The sequence below is a fragment of the Shewanella sp. 125m-7 genome, assembly GCF_052977045.1.
In genome coordinates this window covers 63,686-76,998 of record NZ_JBRILQ010000008.1, presented here as the reverse complement: position 1 = coordinate 76,998, position 13,313 = coordinate 63,686, and the positions used below count along the sequence as shown (strand labels likewise).

At 43.1% G+C, this 13,313-nt stretch carries 9 protein-coding genes and 1 pseudogene; 4 read left to right on the top strand and 6 right to left on the bottom strand.

The window, feature by feature from the left end:
* Positions 1–21 precede the first annotated feature (21 nt).
* On the bottom strand, positions 22–2,427 hold the full coding sequence (locus ACVBIL_RS05840; protein WP_447166043.1) for a peptidase U32 family protein: 2,406 nt from the start codon (positions 2,425–2,427) through the stop codon (positions 22–24).
* A gap of 541 nt (positions 2,428–2,968) precedes the next feature.
* On the opposite strand from ACVBIL_RS05840, the gene ACVBIL_RS05835 reads away from it, so the two are divergent.
* Positions 2,969–4,015, top strand: coding sequence for a Preprotein translocase subunit SecY (locus ACVBIL_RS05835; protein WP_447166042.1), 1,047 nt, complete (start codon positions 2,969–2,971; stop codon positions 4,013–4,015).
* 234 nt (positions 4,016–4,249) lie between these two features.
* Positions 4,250–4,888: a protein-disulfide isomerase gene (locus tag ACVBIL_RS05830; protein WP_447166041.1), complete on the top strand. Its 639-nt coding sequence runs from the start codon at positions 4,250–4,252 to the stop codon at positions 4,886–4,888.
* A gap of 291 nt (positions 4,889–5,179) precedes the next feature.
* On the opposite strand, the gene cmoM is transcribed toward ACVBIL_RS05830, so the two are convergent.
* A complete protein-coding gene (cmoM, locus tag ACVBIL_RS05825; RefSeq protein ID WP_447166040.1) occupies positions 5,180–5,977 on the bottom strand; it encodes a tRNA uridine 5-oxyacetic acid(34) methyltransferase CmoM in 798 nt (265 codons plus the stop codon).
* Between the two features lie 715 nt (positions 5,978–6,692).
* On the opposite strand from cmoM, the pseudogene ACVBIL_RS05820 reads away from it, so the two are divergent.
* Positions 6,693–6,788: pseudogene (locus ACVBIL_RS05820) on the top strand (GNAT family N-acetyltransferase); the annotation flags it as partial.
* A 118-nt stretch (positions 6,789–6,906) separates the two neighbouring features.
* Positions 6,907–7,260 carry a DUF3703 domain-containing protein gene (locus ACVBIL_RS05815; RefSeq protein WP_447166039.1) on the top strand — a complete coding sequence of 118 codons (354 nt, stop codon included), beginning with the start codon at positions 6,907–6,909 and terminating at the stop codon, positions 7,258–7,260.
* Between the two features lie 269 nt (positions 7,261–7,529).
* Here ACVBIL_RS05815 and ACVBIL_RS05810 read toward each other — a convergent pair whose 3' ends face one another.
* The 4 genes from ACVBIL_RS05810 to ACVBIL_RS05795 all read right to left on the bottom strand — a co-directional run bounded on the left by ACVBIL_RS05810 (position 7,530) and on the right by ACVBIL_RS05795 (position 13,167).
* The gene (locus tag ACVBIL_RS05810; RefSeq protein WP_447166038.1) at positions 7,530–8,825 is read right to left on the bottom strand and encodes a cytosine deaminase; all 1,296 of its coding nucleotides are present in this window, start codon (positions 8,823–8,825) and stop codon (positions 7,530–7,532) included.
* Positions 8,826–8,835: 10 nt separating this feature from the next.
* Positions 8,836–10,101 (bottom strand): cytosine permease, encoded by a 1,266-nt coding sequence (gene codB, locus ACVBIL_RS05805; RefSeq protein WP_447166037.1) that lies wholly within the window; start codon positions 10,099–10,101, stop codon positions 8,836–8,838.
* 476 nt (positions 10,102–10,577) lie between these two features.
* Positions 10,578–12,122, bottom strand: coding sequence for a DHA2 family efflux MFS transporter permease subunit (locus ACVBIL_RS05800; protein WP_447166036.1), 1,545 nt, complete (start codon positions 12,120–12,122; stop codon positions 10,578–10,580).
* A 1-nt stretch (position 12,123) separates the two neighbouring features.
* A complete protein-coding gene (locus ACVBIL_RS05795; protein ID WP_447166035.1) occupies positions 12,124–13,167 on the bottom strand; it encodes an HlyD family secretion protein in 1,044 nt (347 codons plus the stop codon).
* Positions 13,168–13,313 lie beyond the last annotated feature (146 nt).

Genomic DNA, 13,313 nt, shown 5'->3' with positions numbered 1-13,313 from the left:
GTAAAAGTGGATATTGCTGTATTACAGGCCTTTTAGATACTGGATGTTAGTGGTGTGACTAATAAGGTGAGCAAAATCTGACATAGATTGAGAAGACAAAAGCTCTGAGCATTTGATCGCGGTATCAAACTGACTTTGCTGTAGCTGACTATTAGTCACAACGTTACGTAGATCCAGCATTACGCTATCAAAGTTACCTGATAGTTCAGTTAATATTTGTGGATTAAAGAAGTGCTGATTGCCATACAAGGCATTATGCTCGCGGCGTTTCTTGTCGATGATAAAATCCACACCTTTTACATTGGTAAGCGACGTTGTTTTCTTGCAAACCGTTAAGCACTCGTCATCCATCACCGCTTTATCACAACCACTTGACTGTAAAAACAGACATTGGCGGCTAGTCATTAACATTATCGGGTGGTAAAGGCTGTAGTGAACCGTAAAGCCCTTAGGTGCTTTAATTGCTTTTATCTGTTTTTTATTGAGTTCATTAGAGACAAATGCACCGCTACAGCCTTGTTGCTGCAAGCTGTACATACTGATTGAGTTACTCGTATTAAGATAAGGGCCGGCAACCCAATCAATTGCTAAGTCGGTTGCCACAACGCCAACGCCACTATTGTTAGTCACGATCAACTTAGGTTTCACCTCATCGAGCAAGTGTTTAGCGGCATTAAAATCTGTTTCCATAATGACTGCGCCAAACCAAGGAATAAGCTCAGGCTCTTGAGTAAATAGTAGCGTTAGCTTTTCGCGCTCAGCGTCTATCGCATCAGGTACTAGGTAATAGACTTGGATCTGCTTAAGAGCGATCTGCGGCTTTAACTGTCGATAGAGTACAAGATCTCGTCTATTGGCAATTAATATCGATAACTGAGTGGCTTGCTCGATATTAGTCGATAGCATCTGTTCTGTAACAATGGTCCCATCTAAATATGAGCTTGAGTCTAAGCTTGAGTCTAGCCCTAAACGTAAGTTCAAATCTAAACCAGAGTTATCGCAGCTATTACTCTCTATCTGTTGACGGACTTGTTGCAAGGATACCGGCTCAACATGTTCTCGACCGTTATTCAGCCAAGTGACTATCTGCTGTCTCATTGTGGTTAACTGTTTAAACGGCACGAACAAGTTTGCCGCTAAATCATCAAAGCACACAGGCGCCAGTGCATACTCAAGGTTGTCTAAACTTGCGAAACGTTTTACTAACTCCTCATTCAGGCCATATTTGTCTGATGTAACAAGCTTACTTTCTGATAAAAGAGTTAATTCGTGTCGGCCCGTGAGTGCGTTTGCATGGCTAACAGAAATTGTTACGGCTAATGCTTGACCTTCTTGGCCATAAAACGTTAGCGAAATAATTGGCTTAGCTAAACTCAGTCGTTCTATCTTGTCACCGACAGTCGCAATTATGTCCGTTTTTTCATCATATAGCGCCTTTTTAACATTCACCGAGCCTGAAGCACTTTTCTCTGTGAGCATTCTAAGGCTTTCTAATTGGGTAAAATGCTGCACAGCGTTATCACGTGGGTTATCTATGTACATGCTTTTACCCACAGCGCCATGTAAGTAACCATTAGAAAAATCACGGTTAAATACGGTATATAGCGGCGCTTTATCATTAGAAAGCACATTACGCTGCTCAAGCCTTGTGATCTGTTTACGCCAGGTATCAATCACACGGTATACATAATGTGATTTCTTTATCCGACCTTCCACTTTCAACGAGTCAGCGCCTGCTGCATACAGCGCATCAAGATCTGAAAATGCAGAGTTATCTTTCAGGTTAAGCGGGTATTGTGCACCTGCATCTGTAGTTTGATACTGATCGCGACAAGGCTGACTACAGCGGCCACGGTTACCCGAATTACCACCATGGGCCGAGCTAAAGTAACAAAGGCCAGAAAAACCGATGCAATTAGAGCCATGGACAAAGACCTCTGTAAGCATATCTAGCTCATGAGCTTTGTCTGACATCTGTTTGATCTCTGTTAGATTAAGTTCTCTCGACAAGTTTGCTCGAGAGGCTCCTAAACCAGACAAAAACTCGAGTTGGCCACTATTGTGCGTTGTTACCTGAGTAGATGCATGAATATCCAGTGTCGGGTAGTGCTGTTTTAGTAGGTAAAACAAGCCAAGATCTTGAACAATAACGCCGTCTATTGAGGTATTGACCAATTGGTTAAGCAGTTTAAGTAGCGCCGGCAGCTCTTGTTCTAACACTATGATATTTAAGGTCAGAAATAATTGGCAATCGTGCTGGTGGGCAATACGCAGAAGGCCATATAGATCTTCAAAACTTAAATTTTCGGCGCGCGTACGGGCGTTAAAGCTATTAAGGCCACAATACACGGCGTCAGCACCAGCAACGATAGCCGCTTTTATGGACTCAATATCACCACCTGGCGCGAGTAATTCAAGTTTTCTCATGGTCTTCCTAATAGGGCAAAATGCATAACACTAATAGCTGTATGGCAGGGGAGCTAATAGCAAACACGGGCGTTAATGGTTAATTGTAAAACCTTGGTAAAAGCAGGTCTATGTCAGCAAAATCTATTTTACCAAACTATGATATTGATCCAGTCCCGTCCTCATGGGGTGTTAAGCCTATAAATCTTATAAATTAGGCCTATAAGTTCAGTCTTGAGATATGTCAGACGGATTAACCGTGAGGCAAAAAGAGAGGGGGGATCGGCGCATAAGACCGCTTTGCTTTAGTAATACAGCGCAGTATTGATACGATAAGTCAGCTGATTTTAGTGAGCGGCGGCGAGTTATATATAACAAATAAACACAAGTGCTTAGCATAAATACAAACTGTGCGCGTTTGTTGCGCATAAGACTCTAATAAACGCACATTTTAAAGAGAAAGCATCTGAATTAGTGTAAGCTAAATGTTCTTATTCTCAAGTAATTTACTCCGCAGAATATCATCCGTATTCACTTAGCAATCCAATATTAGAAGTCCACTATGCTTTACACTCAAAATCACGCTGAACGTTTTCCCAAAGGCAAGTTTGCTATGTGGAGCGTTTATAGCTTTACTGGCGCCTCAATTCTAGCCTCTATTATCTTTTCATTATTGCTGTTTCTTTCTATTGATGATGATCCTGTCATGCAATTGCTGTTTGGCGGCTTAGCGGTTATTTTCGAACTGGGTAAATTTTTTGCGTGGTATGAAGTCGGTGAGCGTTACTCTAGAAAGAACTTCTTCGGTATGTTTTCAGCACTGGGTTTTTATGCGGTACTGGCGGCCATTTCGATAGGTGGTTCAATTGGCGGTATTAATAGCGCAACTAATAAAGCCCAAGAGCATGTACATGTTCAGCAAAGTAAAGTGAATGCGTTTAACATGCAGATTGAAGCCATCGATAAACAGATAGCGCTTAACAATGTTGCCGCTGAAAAGTATATTCAGATGGAGCGCATTGCTACCGGTGTGATGCGCATTCAAAAAGAGAACAACAAACTACGTAAGCAGCAACAGCAGCTAGCCATGCAGCGCGATAGTATTCCGGTTGTCAGCCAAGGCTCTATAGTCGGTTTGATTGAAAGCTTAGCCATGTCATTGAACATTAAAGCTGAAACCGCTCAGCTGGGATTAGTGGTGTTCTTATCTATCTTGTTAGACTTCTTTGCCGCGTTCTTTGTTGGCTTAATCGGTGAAGAGAATCGCTTTAGACAACGCTTTAAGCAACAATCTAGCCAGTTAGAGCCCATTACGCTCGATGCTTACCGACGTATGCATAGTGATGAGTCAGACTTTATTCCGCACTATGAGCCTAAACAGCTAACCGAAGCAGAGCCAAAACCTTTATATGAACAAGTGCTTGATGCATTGGGTCAGAAAAGGATTAATTGCAGCAAACGTGCCGTGAGTCAGTACCTCAATATTACGACTGAAGAAGTTGATGAGATTTTTGCCAAAATGTTTAATGACGGTATCGTCAGCAAAAAGCCTAACAACCATTACCAATGGCATGGCGTAAATACCGCTACTGAGGCGCAGGCCGTTTAGCATTAACTGGCTAATAATACCTCGGCAATATGGCGAGTTAACAATAGCGGACTAATATTCGGTCATTAGTATTTACTCGTTAAAAAACCTCAAAAAAGGAAGCCACGTTAAGTTGCTTCCTTTTTTATTGGCTTTTACACATAAATCTACCGTAACAATGCAATTGCTGTTTGAATAAAAATCCTAAAGCCCTTAGGATCGGTGCTACAGAATATATTAACAAGACAAGCGTCAATGCCAGCTAATCAGCCAAACATTCAAAACGAACCTTTAGTACTTTATTTTATTTATGATTCTCATTGTCCGTGGAGCTATGCTACCACACCGGTTGTCGCTGAGCTGATTAACGCGTTCGACTTTGCTGAGACTCACTTACTGCACTGTGCGCATTATAATGGCAAAGATGCGCCTAAAATGGCGCAAGTTGATCAGGTTAGAACACTTAGCCCTGTGACTTTCGGTGATGCTTACTTGAAACAAGGGAGCCATAAGGCTAACTCAATTAAGATGGCTAACTTTATGTCTTGGGTGCAATCTAAACAAGCCGATAAAGAGTTTGAATTACTGCAAGCCATGCAACAGCAACACTTTGTTGAAGGTAATGCATTAAATTCTCGTGAAGATTTCGACAAAATCATCAATCAATATAAGTTATCGCCATCAAACAAAGTCTTTAAAGATGCCATTAGCCATGAAGCTGAGAGTGTTTTAGCGGGTATTGCAGAGATAGGTCAGGCCATTGGTACTTCAGCGTTTCCAGTCGTTGTGATGACATTAGGCGATGAAGCGATATTTATCGATCACTCACTGTATTTAGCCAAGCCTGAGGATGTGGTTGCAGCGGTAAAACAAGAGTTAGCTGCGTTAAAGTAAACTCGGCATGTGATAGCTACTGTATAGTAACGCGCTAACAGAGAGTTATTGTTAGCGCGATTTCATAGCCATTTAAGCGGTTACTCGAGCCTGTAAATCATCACGGCATAACGCGACTTATTTAGCGCAGATCCAAATGAGCACAATATAAAAGATCACCAGCCCTAGCCATTTCAATGTTAACCCTGCACCAATAAACATAAAGCACCTCTTCTTGTGATACTTTTGCTCTAACTTTTGCCATGATTATTTTATCAATGCAGAGTTAAACGGAAATTAATAATGCTCTTGTTATGCTGATTTTTGCGCATAAACATGAATATAGCGGCCTAACGACAAAAACGGCTCCTCACGACATAGTTTTTGCTCCATCGCGACAATCTGCTCAAAACTAAAGTCACCCATGTCATGATTTTGCATATAATCATGGAAGGTTCTAACCCCAGTCTTACCCAAAATAGTGAAACCGGCTTGCGCCAAACATTGATAAACTAACTCGGGTTTAATCCCTTGCTGAGGCTGCAGTTTAAAGCGCTTACGGTGCGGCATACCCTGCTCGATATGATTGAGGTTACCGCAGATAAGATTCTTAAACAGCAGGCCGTTATAGTTGTAAAACATCACCGAGATAATCCCGCCCGGTTTGACTTGCTCACATAGTGAAGTGAGTGCGCTAATCGGCTCTGCTAACCATTCCATTACCGCGTGAAACAGTAGCAAATCAACGGGCTCATTCAAGTGCTCAGCCACATTTTGCACCGGACTATGAATAAATCGATATTTATCCAACAACTGATTTTCAATGATGTCTTGTTTAGCCAGCGATAACATTTCACTAGAGAGATCGCAGAGGCTGACATTGTGACCCAGCGCGGCAATCTTTTGCGACAACTGCGCTAAGCCGCCACCGGCATCGAGAACGTTCAGCACTTGATTGTGCTGGTGGACATCTTGATTGGGTGTTAAAGCCAATAAAATCTGTTCAATATCCTGCCAAACAACGGTTTGCCTTATTTCGCCTTTGGCGGTGCCGTAAATACTGGCAGCAAACTTATGGGCCAAATCGTCAAAATTTCTATCTTGTTTCACTGTAATCTTCTTTGGTTGAACGTTAACTGTTGGCGAAATTACGCGGGCGCGAATTCTCTCACAGCAAGCCATAAAATTAAATCAGTGCAGCAACAAATAACGACAGGGCGGCACAATAAACGCCGCTAGCGGCCTACTAAACTGATGTTTTTATCGAGCGCTTAGACATAGTTAGTGGGTGATTATGCGCTTTTATGAATAGGAGTTGAAAATATCTCGGGGTTTTACTTTTACTTATGCGTGTTGGTGATTATCTATTCACTTTGGTTTTCGCCTCATTCTTCTGAACTTCACTGAATTGAAGTACGACCAACTTAGAGAGATATTGAGCGTGGCTACTACCTTGAAAAACACCGAAGTTGTAGCATGACATTTCACTCTAAAGCGCCTTTTACAACAAGGCTACTTATTGGTAAGTTTTTGTGGCGGAAAGTTGTCTCAAAAATGCCGTTAAATAATTCGGTGCAATGGGCCTTTTTAAACGCGCACCTAAAATGATCCTTCAGCCTCATGAATTTTTTGAAGGAGGTTTGTCGGAAGTCGAAGACCGAGTACTTCGGGAAATAGCGTTAAGTGCAGGTACAAGAGAAGTACATCTTGTAGTGCAACAAACGCGTAGCAAGCCATTGAGACAAGATTGCTAACCGTTTGCTCGGTTTCGTTTCGTTGCACATTTTAGCAAGCTACAATCGGCGCTTAACAGAGTGTTAATGCCGTCAGGTTTTATGAATCCCAAGGTTTCAATACCACAGACAATGAAGCTGAAGTTAATGGTATTAGGTTTGTGCCTATGTGTTGGACATCTGAATAATAAAACGTTAGGTTTTGAGTTAAGCCAATTAAATGAATTTCTATTTATACACGTCAAAAAGCAGCTTGATGTATAACTTAACGCCCCCACTAATAGTTAACAACTAAGAGGCCATTGTATGCGACAGAAATTGAGAGACGCTTTTAATTCTGAAATGAACCAAGCTATACAGTTTTATCAATCGGGTGGGTTAGACTCGTCATTTCATCATCTTGAGCGAGCGCATATTTTAGGACAATCGTTTGTCATTACGCATGTAAAATCGCATTGGTGGATGCTGAAGATAGGTTGGCAGAAACGGGATTTTAAAGAAGTGTTTGGCCAATGTACGCGGATTATGGCCTCAGTGTTGTTTACGAAAATTTGGGTGCCACTCGGTAACACCGGTGGGGCAAATGTTAGCCCATTAAAGCCGATGCCAATTCCAGAAGATTTACAGCAATTGATTAGCGAGGATAGCGCTAATGGTTGAATATCGAGGCTGCCTGTAGAAACTGCCTGTAGAAACTGCCTGTAAAGAATGCCTGTAAAGAATGCCTGTAGAGCTGCAAGATTGATAATAAAAAGTGGTAAGCCTATCTGCGCTGCAAGATATGCTGAACACAAATAGATTTACCCTTTTACAGCCACATTTTTTTACAACCACGGCTATTTATAACCGCATTTGTTAATCTAACTGTTTTTTGCCATCGATGTTTAAGGCCGCATCGTTAATGCGAGCCTTAACTATGGCAAATCGTCTTAACGGCGGAACGTTACGTCTTCGACTTCGCTTAAATGAATTTGCGTTTGCGCAATTTTGGTTTCAGCTAAAATCGTACCCTGACGCACTGAATAGCGCACTGGCACTTGGCGGCGCACGGCATCAAAGCCATTATCAGCCGGTAAGATAAGCAAGTTACCAGGCTTACCCAGTTCGATACCGTAGTTATCTTGAATATTTAGCGTACGGGCTGACTTGCTGGTGATAAGCTCCAGCGAGTTGTTGATTTGATCGTAACCCATGATTTGGCAAACATGTAGACCCATGTGCAGCACCTGCAACATGTTAGCGGTACCGAGCGGATACCAAGGATCGAAAATATCATCGTGACCAAAACAAACGTTAATGTCAGCGGCGAGCATCTCTTTCACACGGGTAATACCACGGCGCTTAGGATAATCATCGAAACGGCCTTGCAGATGGATATTCACTAGCGGGTTGGCAACGAAGTTAATACCAGACATACCAAGCAGACGGAACAGACGCGAAGCGTATGCACCATTGTAAGAGTGCATTGCCGTGGTGTGACTTGCCGTTACGCGCTCGCCCATTTGATATTTATGGGCAAGGGCTGCTACGGTTTCTACAAAGCGCGACTGCTCGTCATCAATCTCATCACAGTGCACATCGATAAGACGGTCATACTTACGTGCTAGCTCAAACACATAGTGTAGTGACTCAACGCCGTATTCACGGGTAAATTCAAAGTGGGGGATTGCGCCAATCACATCCGCGCCAAGTTTAACGGCTTCTTCTAGCAGCTCTTTACCGTTAGGGTATGACAAAATACCTTCTTGCGGGAAAGCCACAATCTGGATATCGACCCAGTCTTTCATCTCTTCTTTCACTTCAAGCATGGCTTTAAGTGCAATCAAGGTTGGATCTGACACATCAACGTGAGTTCGCACATGTTGAATACCGTTAGCAATCTGCCACTTTAGCGTTTGCTTAGCGCGAGACTTAACATCTTCGATAGACAGCATAGATTTACGCTCAGACCAACGCTCGATACCTTCGAACAAGGTGCCTGAAATATTCCAGCTTGGCTCACCAGCAGTTTGGGTGGTGTCTAAGTGAACGTGTGGCTCACAAAAAGGGGGCACCGCCATGCCGCCTTCGCCATCAATCACTTGTAAAGAATCGGCACTTGGAAGTTCGATGCTTTGCGTCATAGCAGCAATTGCTTTGAACTTACCGTCTTCAATCAACAATTGTTGAAGGCCTTCTTGACCTTTTAGAGTCACATTTTTGATCAACATACTTGCTGATGACATGGTGTTTTCCTTATGCATTGGTAGCATTTTTACAATCTGATTTAACTAATTTGTTTTGCTTAATACGGTTTTGCACTTCATCAAGCAATAAGTAACTGAGGGCGCCTGCAAGTACTGCATTAATCGGTACTATGCCAGGTAATAAATGACCCGCTAGCACACCAAGGGTGACACCGGTAATCGCGGCCCAATTAACCGTAGCAAATTTGGTGTTGGTAAAGTCTTTATACTTTTCACGGTGTCTTAAGTAATCGGCAATAATAATGCCACCAATTGGCGGGATTGCCGCAGACAAGAAGGTTAGCCAACCGACGAAGTTATTATATAACCATAGTGCACATAAGGTGCCGATTATGCCGTTAAAAATCGACAAGTACTTGCTTGGTAAGCCAGTAATGTTTGCAAAACCAAGGCCTGAAGCATATAGCGCGTTATCGTTGGTGGTCCAAATATTTAAGCCTAAGATGATAATTGCTGGGATCAACAAGCCCTGTGCAATCATCACCTCTGAAATATCCGCTTGGCCAGTGGCGGCCGCGCCAGCTGCGCCAAAGATAAACATTAACGAGTTACCCACAAAGAAAGCAAACATGGTGACAAACACCGCGGTTTTTGGATTCTTACCAAAACGCACAAAGTCTGCAGTCAATGTACCGGCTGAAATGAACGAGCCAACAACCAAAACCAAAGCGGTATTAAAATCGATAGGGCTCTCAGGCTCAATTGCCATAAGGCCTTGCATACCGCCCATGGTATCGACCGCTTGAATAACTGAGAAGCCACCGAATAGTGCAATAGCTGGAACCGCAATGGCTGACAAAATCATAATGGCGCCAATGCCGAAGTAAACTGTGATGGTCATTAATAGACCCGAGATGATAATAAGCAGATTGGTGTCGATGCCTGTGGCTTTTTGAACGGGGATGGCAAACATAGCAACGCCAACACCGAACCAACCAACTTGAGTGCCGCCAAGAAGTAGCGAGGGTAACCAAGAACCTTTTAAACCGAAAGAGTAACGAGCGAGGAGGTGGGTTGAAAGGCCTGTTTGAGAACCAATATATCCAAGAAACGAAGTGTAAATACCGAGAATTAAATTACCAATGAGAACTGCGAGAACAAAATCATTAAAGGAGAGGCCAGTGCCGAGCGTTCCTCCTGTCCACATACTTGCTGAAAAAAAGGTCAGTCCCAACATTACCATTGTTAGGGATAAAACGCCTTTACGCGCCGAATTAGGTACCGGGATTAAACTATAATTATTATCGCTTGCCATTTATTGTCCTTGGATTAAATAAAGAAAATACACGGCTTACCTAAAATGAAAAAGCTACGCCAATACTGGGCTACAGCAGTTGCACATCAGGCAAACGGCGCGTAGTTTAGTGATTATTGACGCAGAGTCAAGCAAATATAGAAGCGAATCTAATAAATAAAAACAAAGGTAATCAAGCCGTAGACATAAAGCTAATGCTTAGTTGTAGCGCGATGTAAAATGAGGCGGATAACAATGCAAAATGTTAATGGCTGGCCGCTTTGAGTGGCGGCATTAACTTATGTTGAAGTTTGTATCAATAGCTTAAACGTAAACATTAGGCCGATATAAATTCATTTATCGAGCGTAAATTAATCATCCCTCTAGTGTTAACGAAGCAAGAGATATTAGACTAAATGATAAAAGCTAAGCGTCCTCAGACTGAACGCTTAGCTTATTATGTTAACCCGCTAGATAGGTAGAGAAGGTGAATTGAGTTATGGAGCTGATTCAATTTTGGGTTTAGGTTTAAATAACGCCAACAATGGAATTAAACATAAGTAGGAGACCAGTAAAAAACCGAACGTATATACGAACGCCGTTAATGTTGATTGCTGCTGTAGTATATTTTGCAGCTGGGCTATAAATGACGGATCAGTGATCGTGGTACCTTGCATCTGCGCCGCGTTCTGTAAAACCGGATTAGCTGGTGAAAGGGCGCCACCTAGCTGGTTCCACTCTTGTTGCTGGATCCGCGAGAAATAGGTATTCACAATAGAGATGCCGAAAGAGCCACCAATTGTTCGGCACAAATTAAACACCACTGCACCACTAATCGTGTCTTTCGGTGATAGGGTTGCATAGGCCAGCTGACTTAACGGTGCAAAAACCAATCCCATACCCGCGCCTTGTATAATACTCGGCAGTAAAATCCAGTAGATGTCGATTTCAAGCGAATACTGAGTCATCAAATAGGTGCCAAGGGCATTAAGAGATAGGCCAACAGTAATAAGCAGCCTTGCATCGATTTTGTCCATATAGCGTGCCATTCCTAGCAAAACAATTGCAGAGGCTAGGCCCCTTGGTGCCATTGCAAAACCTGTTGTTTCAACCGGATAATTCAATAGCTGTTCTAGCATCATAGGTTGCAGCTGAGTAATGCCAAACATCCCCATTGAGAAACCCGCCATGACAAGGCACGACATAGCAAGGTTACGATCGCGTAATAACCACACTGGCGCGATATCACTCTTAGTAATAAAAGAGCGCGCGACAAAGAAAATAATCGCAATCACGCTAATAATGGTGGCAAACAAGATGGTATTAGATTCAAACCAGGATTCTTGATTACCTCGGTCGAGCACCATCTGCAACAAACCAATACCAATGGTCATCGCGATGACGATTGGCCAATCAATTTTAGGTTTACCTTTGCCACCGAGCTTAACAAATAAGTAAATCAGCGTAAGGCAGATTGCACCAACGGGGAGGTTCACATAAAAAATCCAGCGCCAATTCATATTCTCGGTGATGATCCCACCCAGTGTCGGCCCTAAAATAGGCCCTAGTAATATCCCGACACTAAACAGTGCCATGGCTTTACCACGTTGGCTTGCGGGATAGATCTGCACCATTATTGACTGAGACAGTGGGATAACTGAAGCCCCAAATGCTCCTTGCATCACCCTAAAGGTGACCATTTCAGCAATGCTATCAGCTTGTCCACAAAGTGCAGAGCTGATCATAAATCCACTCACTGAAACCAACAGTAGATTACGCACACCAAATTTAAGCGCGAGGAAACTGGCTAGCGGAATAAATATCGCTTCAGCCATAGAATAAGAAGTCAGTACCCAGGTGATTTGATCAGACGTGACCCCCAATGCCCCCATCATATGTGGTAAGGCAACATTGGCGATGGTCATATCAAGCAATACCATGATGGCTGATAGCATTACCGCTAACGTGACGAGTTTGCGGCTTCTTTCACTCAATACCTGATTGTCATCAGTGTTCGGCATTGTCTCTGAATTATCGCTCATGTTACTGCTCTTGATGCTTTGGTTGGCTATTAACCGTATCAATGGTTACGTTAGCACTTGCACCCACACGTAGTGGAAAGTCAGGATGCTCACTTTCGTTAGAGAGGCGAATTAACACAGGGAAACGTTGTGGGACTTTAACCCAGTTTCCCGTGGCATTTTCAGGTGGCAACAGCGTAAAGGAAGCGCCACTGGCGGGGGAAATGGCTTCAATGGTGCCGTGATAATCCACCTTAGGGTAAAGGTCTAGGGTTATTGTTGCACTCTGGCCTGCGCTCAGTCGTTCAAGTTGGGTTTCTTTAAAATTAGCTTGAACCCAATACGTGTTATCAACAACCAAAGGCACAAGCGCTTGTCCGGGGGATACAACGCTACCGGCGTGGGCACTTAACTTGCCTAAATGGCCATCTTTAGGCGCGAAAATGTTGGTGTATGAAAGCGATAAACTTGCCTGACTCAGTGCTGCAGCCGCTTTTTTCACTTCTGGCGCAGCATTACCGTGTGCACCTTGAGATTTGATAAGTTGAGCCATGGTTGCCCGCGCGGCGATGACACTCTGTTCAGCTGCCGAAAGCTTGGCACGCGAGTCGTCAAGTTGCTGAGCAGGCAACAACTCTTTATCGACTAAATCTTTAATACGTTTATAGGTTACCTGAGCATCAGATAATTGAGCCACTGCACTTTTAACATTGGCACTCGCAGCCAGTATGGCGTCATCGGTGGCGGCATTATTTTGCAGCGCCATCTCATAGGCTGCGCGAGCTTCATCTAGTTTGGCTTGAAAAGGGGCAGGGTCTATCTGCACCAGTAAGTCACCTTGACTAATCTTTTGATAATCCGATGCATTAACACTGACGACTTTGCCACTGACTTGGGGAGCGATGTAGATAATATTGGCATGTACATAGGAATCATCAGTGCTCGGATAGTTTTTTTGATGTTGAATATAAAAATAACTCAGAGTAATAAGTACTGCGAGCACTACGGCTGCAAGAATAAGATTACGTACTAGATGGGATGGTGCTTGTGTTGAATTTTCGCTCATAATGTTAACCAGTCCGGTTATTCGACAGTCGTCGAGAAGGGGGTGAAGACTCATAACGCTTCAAGGCGTTCATTCGTCTCAACAAATACTAGTCCTAGTTTGTTTCAGTAACAATGTAAGTCGTTAAAAAAATTTAGAAAGTCCCC